Source organism: Vibrio sp. 10N.286.55.E10 (genome assembly GCF_002872555.1).
In the GTDB taxonomy this organism is placed as follows: Bacteria; Pseudomonadota; Gammaproteobacteria; order Enterobacterales; family Vibrionaceae; genus Vibrio; species Vibrio crassostreae.
Map to the genome: position 1 here is coordinate 76,349 of NZ_MCSD01000012.1, position 18,877 is coordinate 95,225.

Sequence of the window (18,877 nt, forward strand, 5' to 3'; positions counted from 1 at the left end):
CTTCAGATATAAAAAAGGCACTCAGCGAGATACTGAGTGCCAAAGTCTGAAATTTATGAGGTTATGTTTTCATTGAATTCCAGAAGACAGGTATAGGTTTTGATTTACTCTGCGTCAGTAAAGAAATCGTTGTAAAGCATGTACAGGTGAGCCGCACTCCAAGAGAAGTTTGGTGCGCCTTGTTGTTCACCATTTAGTGGGTTGTAGTTCTCACGGATAGGACCGTCTTGAACTAACCCATCTGCATGGTCAAAGAACGCGCCTGCCATTTCAATCGCATCATCACGGTAGCCGTAGCTGTCCATGCCTTTAAGGCCGAAGTAGAACTGGTCTACCCATACGCGTCCACGCCAGTAAATATCTGGGCCAAATGCTGGGCTAGAAAGCGCTGCCGTACCCAGCGGAACGTAGGTGTTGAACTCTGAGGTATCTTTCATCACAGAAACAACCGCATCAGCGTGATCTTGCGTTGCTGCGCCATTGAACAGTGGTGACCACCCTTCAGGGCCTTTACCACGTTCTACAATCGGTTTACCTGCACAGCCATTGGCTAGTGGTTTGTCTTCAATGCGAATGTCGTAGAAGAAGTTAGTGCCTTCGTCGAACATACAAGTGTTGATGTAGTTCGATAGGTGTTCTGCTTTTTCACGGAACTCTTTTGCTTCTGCGTCTTTACCTAGAATGTCAGCCATTTCTGCTAGGTACTTGTTATCGCTGTACATGTAGCTTGCTTGGTCGACAGATTCTTGCAGTAGCGAGTAGCCTAGCAGTGTGCCGTCTTCAGCGCGGTTTTGAGCGAACTCAACATCCCAATCGCTGCGCTTACCACCGTTTGCAACGTATGCGTCTAGCTGGTCTTTATCAATGAAGCCAAATGCGGCTGCATCGTCACGGCCTGATTCCCAAGATGCAGCCGTTTGTGCGGGGCTCTCGATGTAATCGTAGTTGCCTTCTGCTACCACTTTATCCAGTGCTGCTTGTCCTACGACTGTTTCGTGCTTATCGCCACGAACCACGGTGAAGTACATTTCACCTTCAGGTGTGTTGTGTGCTTTGTCGCGAGCAGCGCCATACTCTGGAACGCCATTGCCGTTGTTGTCACGGTTGCGTAGCCACCAGTCGTGGTATGCCACTAACTTTGGATACATCTCTTCTAGCCAAGCTTCATCGCTGGTGGTCTTATAAACTTCCATTACCGCCCATGCTGCTAAGCTCGGTTTGGTGTTACGCTCATTCCAGTTACCGCCGTCGCCGCCACGTTCTGGGCTTAGGTTGTAAGCGAGTAGATCTGGCACGTAGCCCTCATCCCAAGGGCGAACGGCATCGTCGGCTTGGATTTGGTAAGCGAACATTGCACGGATGTTATCTTTCGCTACGTCTGGGTTGAAGTGAGCCATTGCGTAGGCTTGTTTCCATGTGTCCCACGGCCAAGTTTGGTTGCCCGAGAACCAACGCGCCGTTACTGATGGTGTTACAGAGTCAAACTCCATCGCACCTGCAGCGCCGCGCCAGTTACCGTTTAGGGTTTCCATCGCCTTAACCGCAACACGCTCTTGTTCTGGTGTTGCGTTCGGGTTGGTTAAACCCATCTCAAGATAGCCTTCCCAACGCTCTGCTGATGCAGCTAAGAAATCGGTAGGGTTTACCATGATCTTTTTGATTTCTGGCTGTTCTGCTTGCGCTTCTTCTGCCGTTAGAATATGTGAGTATGTGGTGTAGATAGTTGTCGATACTTCAATGTTTGCCGTTGAAGTAAACGTTAGGCCATCCACTTTAGTTTGCGTTGGAATCGATTTGTGAACTTGGTACTCAGACTCACCTGAAGTCAGCAGATCCCAAGTTGAACGCACTTTACCAAAGGTGACTTTCAGGCCATCGTCGGTTGCGACGATTTGACGGTCATACTCAGGGTAAGTTTCAGCGATTGTTTTGTCGGTTTGCGCCACGCCTTCTTTGGCGTGCGTCTTTTCTAGTAGTTCACCATCCCACACTAACTCAACCGGCGAGTCGGTAGTGATTTTGGTTTCTAACAGAGAAGTACGGTTTGAAGCAAAACGCATCGTCATCTCGACTGTTACATCGTCAGATTTTAGCGTCTGAACCAATGCGCCCGGTAGGCTGTATGCTTCCATCGTGAACGCGACTTTTTTGCCGTCTTTGAACACGCTTAGGCGATCAAAGTTGTCAGCCATGAAGTTGATGTACTCTTCGGTAAGCAGAGCAGTACCCGGGAAGCCGCCCATGCCTTCAGCTGTGTCTGGCAGTAGGTGACCGTGCCATGCACCTAAATCGAAGAATGGGTTGAAACGCTGGTGGTCATCGAAGTCGTAATCACGCATGTATTCTGGTGAGCCAGTACGGTCGATAACGTTCTTAAATTGGTTTGCTTGAAGTTCTTCAGAGCCTGTATTTGATGAGCAACCAGTAACAACAAGTGCTGCACCGATAGCGATAGCTGCGAATGATTTGTTCAGTTTCATAGTGAGTTCCTGTTATTACCAGTAGAAGTATTGCATTGCGAATACCTGAGCGTCGCCGATTTCAGTGTCGCTGCCGACGCCAAAGCGGCTATCGAAAGCAGTCGCAAATGTGCCATTTCCGTATTCGTACCAAACGCCCGCGTTGATGAAAGAGGTGATCTCTTTTTCGCCGTTATCGCCATCAAAGTTGGCGTAGTTGTAAGCAGCTGATAGGTAAACGCCCTGTGCTGCTTCGTACCAAGCACTGGTTTGAATACCAGATTCGCTACCGAAAGACTCTTGGTTACCTTTATCGGTGTCGTGCCAAACACGCGTAGCGAAGTTCTTGTATTCAGCCCCTAGTAGTACAAGTTCACCACCGTCGTTATTACGAACTTCAGCGCCACCCATGACAGTTAGGCCGTCGGTCAGGTCATATTGGACATAGCCATTGACCATGGCGTTTTTGTCTTTCCATTGGTCTGCGAAGCTGTCGTATTTACCAAAGTGAATCAGTGCATCATCTTCAGAAAAATCTGATTCTGGAGCAAAGGAGACGCTGTAGCGAAGTTTGCCTTCTAGGTTTTGGATCTTCATGCCAACATGCACGTCACGGGTGTTTGAGATTACGTAACCGTATTCAACCGTAGGGTCACCCCACCACTGAACGTCATCCAGAGACGAGTCCATACGACCGACAATAAATTCTGTTTTAGCATCGGTGCGGTAGCCAGCGTAAAAGCGGTTAAAACCACCTTCAAAGCCGCCCCAGCCGTGGCCAGTTGCCCAAGCATTGCCTTCGTCGTCAGCTTGTACTGTCCAGCCTTCCATGTAAGCAAGACCGAACCAATTACCGTGCTCGATAGCCAAGCCTGCTTCGATGTAAGTACCGTCTGCATAACGGCCTTTGTCGTCGCCTTCTAGTGCAACGTGACCACCAAGGCCAAGCTCACCATAAAAGTTAAATAGGGTTTCTGTTTCTGTTTTCGGAGGCTGAGTATTACTGTGGTTTGCTGCGGATTCTTCCGCATGGACGTTGGTACTTAGGGCAGCAAGAATACAGCTTGTAATAAGAGTGGTTTTAGTAAAACTACTATTCATTTTAATCACTTTTGTGTCGGGGTTATAAATGAAGGTTCGTAAGCAGTTCTGACTTCTAATATGGGGTGCTCTTCAAGGCGTATTGGTCAGGTTACTTACGATCGCAAAACCGATATTAATGATAATTTTGATGTTTAAAATTAATTCAGTTTAAAATTGTGATCTATTTTTAGTAAATCTTTACTTTTAATTTATTTTGGTATTTAGTTGAATTTGTAAGCTAATGCTTGGGGTGGGAGGTATTTGGAGTGTGAATAAAATTTTGAACAAATAAACAGGCTTGTAAATAAAAAGGCACTCACCAAATGGGAGTGCCTTAAGTTTTCGATCTGAGTGTAGGGTAAAACTAAGCGTTCGCCGGTTCAGGCTTTGCTTCTAGTTTTTTCTCTTCTGGAGATAAGCTTTTCTCGTATTGACCGTACTTCCACCATGCGTAGCCAAGGAAGATCACAATACCACCCACGTTGTAGAAGATGATGGTCATGATGTCTGCGCCTGTTGGGAAGGTAGAGGCGAAGAAGCCAACGGTGAAGATAGCGATAAGAATCGACACAGCAGTAATACCGACCGTACGAGAACCCATGCGGAAATCACGTGGTAGGTGGTCCAGTTTCACGCGCAGGTGCAGGTAAGCAATCATGATGAACAGTGGCGGTAGCATAGAAGCTGCTGCAGTCATGTTGATGATGGTGCTCATCAAGTCTTGAACGGTGTCAGACGCCAACGTTGGGATGAACATCAGTGGAATCACGATGAAGAACTGAACCCAAGCTGCACGCTCTGGTACACCTTGTTTGTTAAGCGCGACAGTCTTCTCGCCAAAGATGCCTTTAGGGATTTCAGAGAAGAAGATCTTTACCGGTGTCGCCGTCCACATAAGTAGAGAGCCCAACATCGCAGTGAATGAAACCACACCAACGAAACGGTTCATCAGGATTTCCGACAGTCCAAAGTGTCTTGCTAGTCCTTCAAATACCTGAACAGAGCCGCCAGTGAATTTAAGTTCTTCACGAGCAACAAATACGTTCGCTAACACAGATCCTACCGAATAAAGCGCACCGATAAAGATACCCGCGATGATGATCACTTTAACGAAAGACTTGTGACCGCCTTTGATGTCGTTAACGTAAACCGCGACCGATTCTGCACCGCCTGCCGCCATGAAAATCCAAGTGATTACGCCAAGGAATGCCCAGTTGAAGCTTGGTGTCATTGCTTCGATGGTGATTGGATCAGCTGGCTCGATACCGCCTACCAAAGCCCCGCCAGATAACAAGATGTAAGACATCGTTAGCAGCAGCATCAGTGATGATGTTAGTGAGGTAATAGGGCCCAGTAATTTCGCGCCGTTGTTAGAGATATGAGTTGCGACCGCAAATAAAATGGTACTCAGAATTGCGGTGGTCATTGGCGTGAAGATGTACTCGAAACCTAAGAACGCATAAGACGCGTAAGCTATGATTCTAGGCAGCAGAGAGGTGAAGAAGAACAGGTTAACAAACCAGTAGGTGTAAGCTGAAATAAACGCCCAGCGGCCGCCTAGAGAACTTTTAACCCAAGAATAAACACCCGCTTCAGAGTCTTTATTCAGTGACACAAACTCTGCAACGATCAAACAAAATGGCACAAAGTAAAAGATGGTTGCTAGAAAGAACATCGGAGCCGAGGAAAGGCCGATCTCGATGTTGTTATTAATGATGTTATTGAAGCTGTATACCGCCGCGAAGGTCATAGACAGTAGGGCAAATTTGCCTATCGTACTGCGTTTATTTTCGGACATGATGTTCTCCGGTGAATCACGTTGATGATCGTTATAACTTGGTCCTAGAGAGGGAAGCTCTAGGCCGCACTTTTATTGTTATGTTGGTTTGGCAAACACCCGCTTTGTTTTGTCAGGGTTGGCTCATTGTTGTTTTTATAGATTTACGATCGGACTTCTTTGGGCTTTTTCTCTCTGGTATTTCAGTAAAGTTATTACCAAAACAAAGAGTTAAAGACTAAGAAGTTCATTGAAGAGGTTGCTGGTTTTATGTGCGACGATTTATAAGGCTTGTAGGGGCTTTGTGTCGCTTTTTTCATATAAATCAGTTTGTCTCTTCAGCAAGAAGATTAAAGATTAAGCGGCGGGAAGTTAATCGAAATTGATCAAATATGTGACCTTGAGTAAATAAATTTAGTTAATGTTTTACCTTGGTTTTTATTCGAGTTTTATTACCTATTAATTGGTGTTTTTCGTGAACTGAAACATTGACGGAACGCCGTTTTTATTTTTTGGTTTGTCGTTTAATTGTCTGATTTAAAACAAAAAAAGCGCCTTGGTAGGCGCTTTTAAAGTTGGGGGGTAATGCAGAGAGCTACGATTGCTTAGCTGTTTCTAGCTTTGCGTCTTTACCTGCCTGCTTTTTTTCAAAGCGAGAGATCCACCACCAAGCAAGACCAGAGAATACCGCTGTCATGAAGACGTTGATGAAGAAGGCTTGAACAAGGTCAACACCTGTCGGGAATGCCGATGCTGTCATGCTCACAACGAAGATACCAATCAGTACCGAAACCACTGCCATACCTTGAACTCGAGTACCCATGCGGAAATCACGTGGTGTGTCGTCATGCTTCAAACGGAATACAAAGTACGCCACCATGATGAAGATAGGCGGAAGCATTGCGGTACCAGCGGTTAGGTTGATTGCTGTGTTCATCATGTCTTGTACTGATTCAGAGCCGAAGCCGTTAACCACAAGCATCACGAATACAAACGCGAACTGCCACCAAGCTGCACGTACTGGCACGCCGTGTTCGTTAAGCTCTGTTGTTTTCTCGCCGTAAACACCTTTAGGAATTTCAGAGAAGTGAATTTTTACTGGAGCTGCTGTCCACATCATCATCGAACCGAACATGGCAACGAATAGGATAATACCGACGAAGCGACCCGTTAGAGATTGTGAGATGTCGAAGTAGTTTGCCATACCTGTGAAGATTTCAACCATGCCGCCAGCGTAGGTCAGTTCATCACGAGCAACGAATACGTTTACTAGAAGAGAGCCAACTGCGTACATTGCGCCGATTGCGATACCTGCACCAATGATAACCTTGATGAAAGACTTGTGACCTCCCTTAACATCGTTTAGGTAAGCGGCTGCGGTTTCAGCACCACCGGCTGCTTGGAAGATCCAACACATGATACCTAGCGTTGCCCAGTTGATGGTCGGAGTCATTGCTTCAAGCGTGATTGGTTCTACTGGTTCATGGTTGCCGCCCAGTGCCATTAGTGCACCGATAACGTAGATTGCAAATAGAGCGAATACACCGTATGCCACGATCTCGGCAATCTTACCTAGCCAGCTTGCGCCTTTGGTTGAGATGTGAGTTGCTGCTGCAAACAGAGCAATCGAGATAGCCGATGTAACGACTGGCGAGAAGGCGTATTCATAGCCCAACATCGCGTAAGACGCATAAGCGATTACGTTTGGTAGCAGAGATACAAACCAGAAAAGGTTTACGAACCAGTATAGGAACGAACCTAGGTAGGCTGCTTTTGAGCCTAGCGGTTTTTTAAGCCAGTCGTACATGCCTGACTCAGAATTTTTATTTGCAGATACGAATTCAGCAATGATGAACACGAATGGAATGAAGTAAATAAGGGTAGCGAGCAAAAAGATAGGGGCTGAACTCAATCCCAATTCGATGTTGTTGTTTACGATGTTGCGAACGTTAAATACCGCTGCAAATGTCATGGAGAGTAGGGCAAATTTGCCTAACTTACCGCGTACAGATTCAGACATAGTGTCCTCCAGGGAATCACATAATTATAGTCGTTATTTCCCTATGCTTCTTTGTAGGGAAGAAGCACAGAGGTTTTGTTCAGTCTATTTGAGCCTTGAACGGCAAGGCTCAAACGCGCTGTGAGTTAATAGGGTTATTGCTTACTTATTAAGGAAGTAACCGTCTTCAATGGTCACTTTCAGCACCACCTTGCGAACTCGGTTATCACCGTGGAAGCGGTAAGCTTTGCTGTTATCAAAGATCGCCACTTGGCCTTCAGATAACTCACGAGTTTCACCGTTACCCAGTAGGTGTTCACGGTCGGTTTCATCGCTGTAAGCTTGGGTCTGTTCAAGTTTAGACTTATCAGCAAACTCAACCGTTTCACGACCTTCCAAGTAGTAGTGCACATCAAAGTAACGACGGTTGCCGGTGAAGTTTTCTGTGTTACGAGCCACACCGTCTTCAATCATGTAAGCCAGTGAGTCACCAATCGAATACATCACGCTATCTTTAATGTTGCCGATGTTTTCAATCGCTTCTACACAGCGTTGCCATTTACGACCGTCGCGGTAAACGACTTTAAATTGCTCTAGGTTGTCTAAAACGATCATCGCTTATGCCTCGTTCTGTTGTGGTTGAGTTGTTGGCGTATTCGCCGTGAAGAACTCATCACCAAAGTTGTGATTGATTAGGTGTTGTGCGTCGCAATCGCCTGCTTGGAATGGAATCAGAGTTAAGCCGTAGCGGAACTCATCCATGTACACGCGGTAAGAATCCAATACTTCGCTGCCCCAAGAGTTTGAACCTAGGCCCATCACTTGGTGGTCTAGATTTAGGGTGATGTAACCGCTCTTCTCTAGTTCAATCGTATGCTGTGCTTGATGCAGGTTTTGGTTGGTGTAGAACCATGCGCTGAAGTTGATTTCTTGCTGTGGTTTCACCGCAATACCATTGCCAGCACGGCTTGAAAGCGCAGCCCAACGAACGTGTTGGCGGTTGCCGTTGTTTTGTGGGAACGGGTAGTTCTCGAACATGTCAGCCACGGTTGATTGGTAAACATCAATCATGTTGGCTTGCTTGCTGTCTTGGTAGTTCTCTTCAGGGCCGCGGCCGTAGTATTGAACTTGGTCGAAATCGCCGTTGATGCCCATATCTAAACCAATGACTGGAATCACGTGAGGGTAATCACCGTAACGCTCGCCGCTCAGTTCAACGTTCAGTTGGCCTTCGGCACTGATTTGGTAGCGATATTCACAACGCATGCCGAAATCGAATACCGGTGGAGCAACGATACTGGTGGTGGTGATCTCAATCTTGCCGTTGTTCTCTTCCACGTTTAGCGTGCGGAAGTGCTCTTGCATGATCTGCAGGTGTGCAGGCTCCCAGTAACCATCGTGCTCTTGCTTATGGTTATCGATCATTGGCTTGAAGAAGTTCAGCTTAGGCTCAGACTTAATCAGCTCCTCGCCATTCACTAACCATGACGTCAGCTTGCCGTTCACTTTTGAGAAATTCAGAGCAAAGTTGTGGCCTTTGATTAGGTAAGCTAAGCGAGACTCTTCAACATTCAGTGCCGTCGCATTGTTGTTAGTGAAGGCTTCAAGTTGTGCTGTGTTCTCTTTCACTTGGAACTGGTAAACCGCGATGTCGTGGTTCGCCTCGCTGTATGAAGTACGAGAATCTTTGCGCACCGTAAAGTTGACAAACACTTCGCGCTCATCAAGCTGTGGCAAGTTAAGCGTTAGTTCACGGCTAGAGTTCTCAGCCAGTTCTTCAACCTTGATGTGTTGTACGGCAATGGTTTCACCCTCAGCGCGGATTTCCGCAGTGATGGTGTAGTCATCGACATTTGAGAACCAAAGCTTGTTGTCTACTGTGAAGGTGCCCGTTTGTGCATCGAAATCGCGAAGCTTCACAGGGGCAATCACTTGCTTGTACTCTTTCAAGCCTGGGCCTGGCGTTTGATCCGGGTAGATCAAACCGTCCATGCAGAAGTTGTAGTTGTTCGGGTAGTCACCGTAGTCACCGCCGTATTTGTAGAACTCTGTGCCTGCTTCATCACGCGCTAGAATGCCGTGGTCACACCATTCCCAAACATAGTGACCTTGAATCGCATCGTGCTTGTAGAACACGTTTTGGTACTCGGTTAAACCGCCCGGGCCGTTACCCATCGCGTGTGCGTATTCACAGATGATGCGTGGCTTTTCGTGTGGGAATTCACCGAAGGCATTCATCAATTGAGCGCGTGAGTACATGGTTGAAATGATGTCGACCACTTCAGCGTCACGGTCTTCTTCGTAGTGAACCAAACGCGTGTCATCAATTGCTTTTGCTGCATCGTACATAGAACGGATGTTGCAGCCGTAACCAGACTCGTTACCCAGTGACCACATGATGATAGAAGGGTGGTTCTTTTGAGCGTGAATATGACGCTCGATACGCTCAATAAACACAGCTTCCCATGCTGCATCGTTAGTGATGCGGCTTAAGTCGCCAACGTTAGCAAAACCGTGTGTTTCAACATCGGTTTCGCCCATCACGAACAGACCGTAGATATCACACAGTTCGTAGAAACGTGGGTCGTTCGGGTAGTGCGCTGTACGTACTGAGTTGATGTTGTGTTGCTTCATCAACACTAAGTCTTTTTCTACGCGATCCATGCCAACAGCACGACCTTTTAGGTGGTCGTTGTCGTGGCGGTTCACACCATGCAGCATCACGTATTTGTTGTTGATGTAGAACAGACCATCACGAACTTTAATGTCGCGGAAACCAACGCGTTGTGGGATCACTTCCAACACTTTTCCGTCAGCGTCTTTCAACGTAAGCAGCAGTTGGTAAAGGTACGGGTTTTCAGCATTCCATTGAACTGGGTTCACTACATCGATAGAGAATTGAGTATTCGCATTGCCATCGACATTTAAGTTATCTAGTGAGCCTTGCGAGATAACTTGGCTGCCATCAAGCAATGCGTACTCAAGGGTTGCGTTTGCCGCTGCTGCAAGGTTTTCTAGTTCCAGTTTGCACGACAGGGTAGCGCTTTGGTAAGCGTCGTCGAAATCAGTGCGAATGGTAACATCTTGAATGTGCAGCTGTTCTTTACCTACGAGGTAAACGTCACGGAAGATACCGCCCGTCCACCACATGTCTTGGTCTTCAATGTAGGTTGAATCGGCCCACTGCATCACACGAATAGAAAGTAGGTTATTGCCTGCTGTTACCTGGCTAGAGATATCGAACTCAGCGGTTAGGCGGCTACCTTTGCTGAAACCTACATATTCGCCGTTTACGTAAACTTCGAAGTAAGTTTCAACGCCATCAAATTTGATGATGGTTTGTTTTTCGTCCCAGCTTTCGCCAAGGAAGAAAGAGCGTTGGTATGCGCCGGTTGGGTTGTCTGATGGTACGAAAGGCACATCAATTGGGAATGGGAAACCTTCATCTGTGTATTGAAGATCGCCGTGGCCTTCCATTTGCCACATGTTTGGAACCGTGATGTTGCCCCAGTCGCTCATTTCCTGAGAATAAAACTCTTCAGGAACCAATAGCGGATTGGTGAAGTAGCTGAAATTCCATTGGCCACTCAATAGTTGGAAGTGGCTGCTCAGTTCACGCTGAAACGTTTTTGCATTTTTTTCTGATGCGTATGAGAAGAAGTATGCACGCGGTGCCATACGGTTCTCATGTAAGTTCAGGAAGTTTTCCCAGTTGTTCACGTTGCCTCTCTCTCGGTCTAAATGCAGTTTGCTGACCGACGTTCTTATGCGTAATTGGGTCGTAGTGAATACGAGTATTTTTGGACTGAGGTAATTATTAGTAAAAGTTTTACTAAATGAAATTGGTGAAAACGTTTTACTTTAACTTCATCACGTTTTTTATGGTCTTTTTGCGGTGCTGTGTGATCCGCTTAAAAGAATGCTATTGGCTGTTTTATGCAGCAGGTTAAAGAGGGGGATATGTGTCGATTGATGCATGTGATGGGCACAAAAAAGGCCACCTTCAACAAAGGTAGCCTTAATTTATCTACTTGATATATTTAATTATTTTGTTGTATCGCGTAGCTTGAGTTTGCTTGGTACATAGACGCGTAATGGGATGGTTCGGCCGTCGCGTACTTTCTCAATCAGCAGGTTAACGCCTTGAATTCCCATCAGTTCAGAGTGAATACGAACAGTCGATAAAGATGGGAAGGTAAATTTAGCTGTTGGGATGTCGTTTACACTGATCAGCGCAATATCTTCAGGAATGTTTAATCCGTGCTCATGAACTGCTCGTAAAACGCCAATTGCGATGGAATCTGACGCAATAAACATGGCTTTAGGGTAGTCGCCCGTCGCGAGCATCTGTTTTGCAAGCTTGTAACCTGATGAGCTAGAGAAGTCACCACGGTAGATGTCTTGCTCACTGACAACATTTTTTAGGCCACCATATTCAGCAAAAGCGACTTCACGAATATCAGGGGTGTTGACGTCGTCTTGGCCACCAATAAAGCCGATGCGCTCATAGCCTTGGTTGATAAAGAAGTTGGTGATCTCTTTGCTGATCAAAGCCAGGTCGATATCGACAGAGTCATAAGGTTCTGAGTGATCGGTAAAATCGACATAACAAATATTATCGCTCAGCTTTTTAGCTTGCTCGATAACCTCTGGTGTCATTCGACCCACCAATAAAACACCTGTTATCGGCGCTGAGTTGATTTGTATTTTACTTTCATAACAGTTGGTTAGCTTGATTTCCATCTTTTCGCATTGGGTTTCAATCCCATGGCGAATCGATAGGTAGTAAGGGTCGTTAACCTCAGCTTCTTGCTTGTAGTTATACAGGGCTAGGAAGTGATGGTTTTGTTTTTTACTACTAACGGTTTTTCGTGAGCTGCTGGTTTTGTATTCCAACTTCTCTGCAATTTCAAAGATACGCCTTTTGGTCTCTTCCTTGACGCTTAATGTTGGATCTTCATTGAGAACCCTTGAAACTGTAGCCAATGATACATTCGCTTCAGTCGCGATATCTTTTAACGTTGCCATACTCACTTCCTGTTATTGGAACATTGCGCTGCTTTGAAATTGGTATTTAGTAAAAAAGCAATGCACCTCTTTATTCTACAGACCTATTGTAATCAAACTGGAAGTCATTGCATTAACTTTTAGTAAAATAAATGCTCAACTCATCTGTGATGTCTCAAATCTGACTATCTATAATTATCTTATTAAAATTCAATGAATTAGAAGTTAACAGCTATACGTTATCTCTATGCCATGTTCAGTACCAATGATGAAAGTTAGTGTAAACGTTTACACTTCGTGGTTTTGATCACAGAATTATAGTCAAAATGGCTGCTACTATTTCTGGCATACGGTGCTATTGAGCTGAATGTCAGTTTGAGCTAGCCCACGAATGACGATAAAGAGAGGTTGATTGTGAAAGTACTGGTTACGGGCGGCATGGGTTACATCGGAAGTCATACATGCATTCAAATGATACAGGCAGGTATGGAGCCAATCATTGTTGATAACCTTTGCAACAGCAAAGAGCTAGTGCTGGAACGAATCGAATCGTTAACTGGCAAGCGACCAACGTTTTATCTTGGCGACATTCGTGACCAATCTTTTCTAGATAGCGTGTTTTCAGAAAACGATATCCAAGCCGTGATTCACTTTGCTGGCCTGAAAGCGGTAGGGGAGTCGGTGGCTAAGCCTTTGGAATACTACGATAACAACGTCAATGGTTCATTGGTGTTAGCTCGAAGTATGAAGAAAGCGGGCGTAAAAAGCATCGTATTTAGTTCTTCGGCTACCGTTTACGGTGACCCTGAAGTAGTGCCGATTACTGAAACTTCACCAACAGGCGCGACAACTAACCCTTATGGTCGCAGCAAATATATGGTTGAAGAGTGCTTAAGCGATCTGTTCAACGCGGAGAACGATTGGAGCGTGACTTTGCTACGTTACTTCAATCCAGTCGGCGCACATCCATCGGGCATTATGGGTGAAGACCCACAAGGTATCCCAAATAATTTAATGCCGTTCATAGCTCAAGTAGCCGTAGGTCGCCGTGAAAAACTGGCTGTTTTTGGAAACGATTACCCAACAGTCGATGGTACAGGCGTTCGTGACTATATTCATGTCATGGATTTAGCGGATGGCCATGTCGCCGCACTAAAAGTGGTTGGCGAGAAAGCGGGCTTACACATTTACAATCTAGGTACTGGCAAAGGCTCAAGTGTACTCGAGATGGTTGAAGCCTTCGCACAAGCATCAGGCAAACCGGTTCCTTATGAACTTTGCCCACGTCGCGCAGGTGACATTGCCGAATGTTGGGCAAGCACAGAAAAAGCGGAGCGCGAACTTGGTTGGAAGGCGACGCGTAGCGTGATGGAGATGACAGCGGATACATGGAATTGGCAGTCGAATAACCCGAACGGCTACTAGCCTGTGTAATTGAAGCTGCTTAGCTGCATCTCTAATTTCTTTGGGGAAGGCAGAGATAAGAGATGAGAACAGAGAGATTCCAGATATCTCGTACCTCGATTCTGGAATGACGAATTTTAAAACTACGATTTCTGAACGTCATTCCCTACAGCGAGGAACGAGCGTGATAGGGAATCTCCTTGTAGAAGAATTATTCATCTTGGTGAATTGACCAAGACACAAAATTTGAGAGCAATCTAAACATGTCAAAAGTTGAATTTAACCCAGTAGATCACCCGCATCGTCGTTATAACCCATTAACAGGTCAGTGGATCTTAGTATCACCGCACCGCGCAAAGCGTCCTTGGAGTGGCCAAGATGAAAAGCCATCGACCGAGCAACTTCCTGAGTACGAGAAAGAGTGTTTCTTGTGCCCAACCAATACGCGTATCTCGGGCGATGAAAACCCAAATTACGACGGCACTTATGTATTCAGTAATGATTTCGCGGCCTTGATGCCTGATTCGCCTGACGCTCCAGAGTCTGATAACCCTCTATTCAAGACTCAAGGTGTACGTGGGTTGAGCCGCGTGATCTGTTTCTCTCCGGACCACAGCAAAACGCTGCCAGAGTTACCAGTAAACAAGATTCGCGGTGTGATTGATACATGGAATGAACAGATTGAAGAGCTAGGTAAAGACTACCTATGGGTTCAAGCGTTTGAAAACAAAGGCGAGACCATGGGCTGCTCTCAGCCTCATCCACACGGTCAAATTTGGGCGAACAGCTTTCTGCCAAACGAGATTGAACGTAAAGAAAAGCTTCTAAAAGAATACTTTGAGCAACAAGGTTCAAACCTATTAGTGGATTACGTTGAAGCTGAAATGAAAGACGGCTCACGCACTGTCGTTGAAACCGAACATTGGGTTGCTGTGGTTCCTTACTGGGCTGCGTGGCCATTCGAAACCATGTTGCTGCCAAAAACACACATTCGCCGCATGAGTGAACTGACTGACGAACAACGTGATGACTTGGCACTTGCGATTAAGAAGCTAACGAGTCGCTACGACAACCTATTCCAATGTTCATTCCCATACTCGATGGGCTGGCACTATGCGCCATTCTTTGAAGAAGGTACGGATATCGATCATTGGCAGTTGCATGCCTTGTTCTACCCGCCACTGTTACGCAGTGCTTCGGTTCGTAAGTTCATGGTTGGCTATGAAATGCTGGCAGAATCTCAGCGTGATTTAACCGCAGAACAAGCAGCGCAACGTCTTCGTGATTTGAGTGACGTTCACTATAAAGAGCAGTAATACGTTGCTTCGTAGATAACGAGCGAGATTCCTGATATCTCGTCCCTCGATTCTGGAATGACGGCAGGTGAGAAGCTTGGTTGCTTCGTTACTTAGGAGTCGATGTTGTCATTCCCTATTGTGAGAGATGAACGAGATAGGGAAATCTAAAAGAATTAAAGTGGTGCCGTGAAGGGGCCATAACCAATTGAACAAAGAGTTTAACCAGAGAGTTTACTTATGTCTGACCTAATCCAAAACGTGAAAGCATCTTTTGAGCAAGTCCTTGGCTACCAAGCGACTCATATTATCCAAGCACCAGGTCGTGTGAACCTGATCGGTGAACACACTGACTACAACGATGGTTTTGTTCTACCGTGTGCCATTAACTACCAGACGGTAGTCGCAGCGGCTAAACGTGACGACAACATCGTGCGCGTAGTGTCGGTGGACTACGGCAATGCTGTGGATGAATTCGACCTAACTCAAGAGATCACATTTCAACAAGACAAGATGTGGGCTAATTACATTCGTGGTGTGGTGAAGTGCTTAAAAGGTCGCGGTTTTGAATTTACAGGTGCAGATATCTCTGTAACGGGCAACGTGCCTCAAGGTGCTGGCTTAAGTTCTTCTGCGGCACTGGAAGTGGTGATTGGTCAAACATTCAAGGTGCTTTACAACCTAGAGATCAGCCAAGCCGAAGTGGCGCTTAATGGTCAGCAAGCTGAAAACGAATTTGTAGGCTGTAACTGCGGCATTATGGACCAGATGATCTCTGCAGAAGGTCGCGCAAATCACGCAATGCTTTTGGACTGTCGTAGCCTAGAGACTCAAGCGGTTTCAATGCCAGAAGATATGGCTGTGGTTATCATCAACTCAAACAAGAAACGCGGCTTAGTCGACAGCGAATACAACACGCGTCGTGAACAATGTGAAGAAGCGGCGCGCATCTTTGGTGTTCCGGCACTTCGTGATGTGACCATTGAACAGTTCAAAGCGAAAGAATCTGAGTTGGACGAGATGGTTGCTAAGCGTGCTCGTCACGTGATTACTGAAAATGACCGTACCGTTGAAGCGGCTCAAGCTCTGCGTACTCACGACATGAAGCGTATGGGTGAACTGATGGCAGAATCGCATGCATCAATGCGTGATGACTTTGAAATCACAGTGAAAGAGATTGATACGCTGGTAGATATGGTCAAAGAAGTGATCTGTGAGCAAGGCGGTGTGCGTATGACGGGCGGTGGTTTCGGTGGTTGTATTGTGGCTTTGGTTCCACCTGCATTGGTTGATGAAATTAAAACAACTGTGGAGCAGAAATATCAAGCGGCGACGGGTCTAAAAGAATCTATTTATGTGTGCCAAGCGAAAGACGGCGCCAGCCTAATTGAAGTAATCTAACTGCTTCGAGACTTAATATAGAGCTTACCAAGTAAAAAGATCATGGTAGGCCAAATACTAAAGCCTTTACCTCAAACGTAGAGGCTTTTTACTGGCAGTAGAAGGAATTTAGAATGACACAAGCGCAGAACCTGCATCAATCCATGACAGAAACTGCAGCCTATGATGGCCAACCTGCTCAGCTTGTCACGCTGTCGAATGTACACGGCATGGAAGTGACATTCATGGATATTGGCGCAACGTGGTTGAGCTGTATCTTGCCAGTAAAAGGAAATAGAAGAGAAGTGCTATTGGGTGTTAACTCAATGGATAATTTCGAGAAGCAAGCCAGCTATATGGGCACAACCGTTGGCCGTTATGCTAACCGCATTGCCAATGGTCGCTTTAAAATTGATGGTCAGAACTACAAGCTGGAAACCAACCAAGCGGGCAATACCTTGCATGGTGGTCCGAACGGTTTTGATAAACGTCGTTGGAATATTACCGAGAAAACCGAAACGTCAGTGGTGTTTACTCTTGAGTCTGCTGATGGCGACCAAGGATTTCCGGGGAATTTGAATGTGTCGGTGCGTTATGACATCACCGAAGACAATCGAGTTTCCATTAATTACTCTGCAACCACCGATAAGCCAACCGTGGTTAATCTAACGAATCATGCTTACTTCAATCTACTTGGCGCAGAAGCCGGACACGATTGTTTGTCACACATTGTCAGCATCAACGCCAATCAATTCTTACCGACCAATTCGGTGGGTATTCCATTAGGTAACCTTAAATCGGTGAAATCGACCAGCTTCGACTTCAATCAGCCTATGATGATCTCAGAGCGTTTGTTGGGTGATGAACAGCAGAAAGCAGCAAAGGGTTACGACCACTCTTTCTTATTGGCTGACGGCTGCAAGCGCACTCAATGTGCCGCTACCGTAACCTCACCAGATGCGCTCGTCACACTAAAAGTATTTTCAACCAAACCTGCGATGCAGCTATACACCGGAAACTGGCTTGGTGGCACACCAAACCGAAGTGGTGGTAGCTATGAAGACTACGCTGGTTTGGCGCTAGAAACTCAGTTCTTACCTGACTCTCCTAACCACCCAGAGTGGAAGCAGGACAGTTGTATTCTCAAGCCTGAACAAGAATATAACTACAGTACCTGTTACCAGTTTGAATTTTCGGGGGATTCTTCAAACTAGTACGCTCTAGTTCAAAACGGTTACGCCAATGTCTTTTGCTTGTGAATAGGACGATGTGAATTATCGCGTTGTTCTTGGGGGATGAGCAAAAGTGGCGCTCAACAAGAGTGCGGTTTATTAAGCGCGATTGTTGAGTATCCGAGTAAGGTAGGAAAGCCCTAACAGAAGCGATTCTGTTAGGGCTTTTTTTTGTTTATTGCTTGGTGAGTAGACTAGAGCTTAGACTTTCTCTACCGAATTACGGCGTACCAAAGTCGGAGAGAACATCATTGGCTCAGTTGAGGTGTTTTCACCTTTGGCTAGGTGCAACGCGAGTCGTGTCGCTTTCTCTGCCATCATCTGAATTGGGTAGCGAATGGTGGTTAGCTTTGGATGAACATAGCGGGCAATCAAGCCATCATCGAAGCCGATGATCGACATTTCGTCCGGCGCTTGAATACCGTTTTCATCAAGGACAGATAAAGCACCTGCTGCCATGTAATCGTTGTATGCCACAATACCGGTGATTGGCAGTGATTTAGTCAAAAGGTTAGTCATGGCGTATTCGCCACCGTCACTGGTGGGTGCTGAGTATTCAATATAGCTGTCAGAGAGCGCAATTTTGTAATCTGAGAGTGCCGCTAAGTAACCTTGGATACGTTCATCGGCATCTTCAATGCTATGCGATGAGGCGATACAGGCAATATTCTGATGACCATGGCGGATCAGATATTCAGTCGCAAGATACGCGCCTTTTTTGTTGTCCAAGAAAATACAACGGTTGGCAATCTCTGCAATATAACGGTTGATCAGCACTAAGCCTTTGACTTCTTTTGCATAGGCAATCAGTTCTTCGTCTGTCAGGCCTTTTGAGTGGATCACCAAAGCATCGCAACGGCTGTTAATCAGTAACTCAATCGCTTGTCTCTCTTCTTCACGATCGTGTGAGCCATTACCGACAAGGATATGTTTTCCGTTCTCACGAGCGACATTATCGACAGCCTTAACTAGCGTGCCAAAAAAGGGATCGGAGATGTCACCGACCAATACACCAACAGTGTTTGTGCTTTGGCTTACCAGAGCGCGAGCATTGGCATTCGGGCGATAGCCGAGTTTAGACATCGCTTTAGTTACAGACTCTACCGAGCTTGCACTCGCCTTGGGAGACTTGTTGATCACTCGAGATACGGTTGCAACAGAAACACCAGCTTCCTTTGCTACATCTTTAATTGTTGCCATTTTTAACCTCTATACATTGCTGCATCTATTTAACACCGACA

12 protein-coding genes are annotated in these 18,877 nt (G+C 46.1%); 4 read left to right on the plus strand and 8 right to left on the minus strand.

Annotated features, from left to right (window positions below; translation table 11 throughout):
- Positions 1–104: 104 nt before the first annotated feature.
- The 7 genes from ygjK to ebgR form a co-directional block, all read right to left on the minus strand.
- Positions 105–2,480 (minus strand): alpha-glucosidase, encoded by a 2,376-nt coding sequence (gene ygjK, locus BCV39_RS09155; protein WP_102432810.1) that lies wholly within the window; start codon positions 2,478–2,480, stop codon positions 105–107.
- Between the two features lie 15 nt (positions 2,481–2,495).
- Positions 2,496–3,560: a protein YgjJ gene (ygjJ, locus tag BCV39_RS09160; protein WP_102432809.1), complete on the minus strand. Its 1,065-nt coding sequence runs from the start codon at positions 3,558–3,560 to the stop codon at positions 2,496–2,498.
- 346 nt (positions 3,561–3,906) lie between these two features.
- Entirely contained in the window at positions 3,907–5,340 is a 1,434-nt protein-coding gene (locus BCV39_RS09165; RefSeq protein WP_048668902.1) for an amino acid permease, read from the minus strand.
- Positions 5,341–5,914: 574 nt separating this feature from the next.
- Positions 5,915–7,339: an amino acid permease gene (locus BCV39_RS09170; protein ID WP_048605567.1), complete on the minus strand. Its 1,425-nt coding sequence runs from the start codon at positions 7,337–7,339 to the stop codon at positions 5,915–5,917.
- A gap of 141 nt (positions 7,340–7,480) precedes the next feature.
- On the minus strand, positions 7,481–7,933 hold the full coding sequence (locus BCV39_RS09175) for a beta-galactosidase subunit beta (protein WP_102432655.1): 453 nt from the start codon (positions 7,931–7,933) through the stop codon (positions 7,481–7,483).
- A gap of 3 nt (positions 7,934–7,936) precedes the next feature.
- Entirely contained in the window at positions 7,937–11,038 is a 3,102-nt protein-coding gene (gene ebgA / locus BCV39_RS09180) for a beta-galactosidase subunit alpha (protein WP_102432654.1), read from the minus strand.
- Between the two features lie 324 nt (positions 11,039–11,362).
- On the minus strand, positions 11,363–12,346 hold the full coding sequence (gene ebgR, locus BCV39_RS09185) for a transcriptional regulator EbgR (RefSeq protein ID WP_017066024.1): 984 nt from the start codon (positions 12,344–12,346) through the stop codon (positions 11,363–11,365).
- A 393-nt stretch (positions 12,347–12,739) separates the two neighbouring features.
- On the opposite strand from ebgR, the gene galE reads away from it, so the two are divergent.
- The 4 genes from galE to galM all read left to right on the plus strand — a co-directional run bounded on the left by galE (position 12,740) and on the right by galM (position 17,618).
- Entirely contained in the window at positions 12,740–13,750 is a 1,011-nt protein-coding gene (gene galE, locus BCV39_RS09190) for a UDP-glucose 4-epimerase GalE (RefSeq protein WP_102432653.1), read from the plus strand.
- Positions 13,751–13,992: 242 nt separating this feature from the next.
- Positions 13,993–15,045 carry a UDP-glucose--hexose-1-phosphate uridylyltransferase gene (locus BCV39_RS09195; protein ID WP_102432652.1) on the plus strand — a complete coding sequence of 351 codons (1,053 nt, stop codon included), beginning with the start codon at positions 13,993–13,995 and terminating at the stop codon, positions 15,043–15,045.
- A 219-nt stretch (positions 15,046–15,264) separates the two neighbouring features.
- Entirely contained in the window at positions 15,265–16,425 is a 1,161-nt protein-coding gene (galK, locus tag BCV39_RS09200) for a galactokinase (RefSeq protein ID WP_102432651.1), read from the plus strand.
- 113 nt (positions 16,426–16,538) lie between these two features.
- Positions 16,539–17,618, plus strand: a complete 1,080-nt coding sequence (gene galM / locus BCV39_RS09205; RefSeq protein WP_048658115.1) for a galactose-1-epimerase — start codon at positions 16,539–16,541, stop codon at positions 17,616–17,618.
- A 219-nt stretch (positions 17,619–17,837) separates the two neighbouring features.
- Here galM and BCV39_RS09210 read toward each other — a convergent pair whose 3' ends face one another.
- Positions 17,838–18,836: a substrate-binding domain-containing protein gene (locus BCV39_RS09210; RefSeq protein ID WP_048658114.1), complete on the minus strand. Its 999-nt coding sequence runs from the start codon at positions 18,834–18,836 to the stop codon at positions 17,838–17,840.
- Between the last annotated feature and the right edge of the window lie 41 nt (positions 18,837–18,877).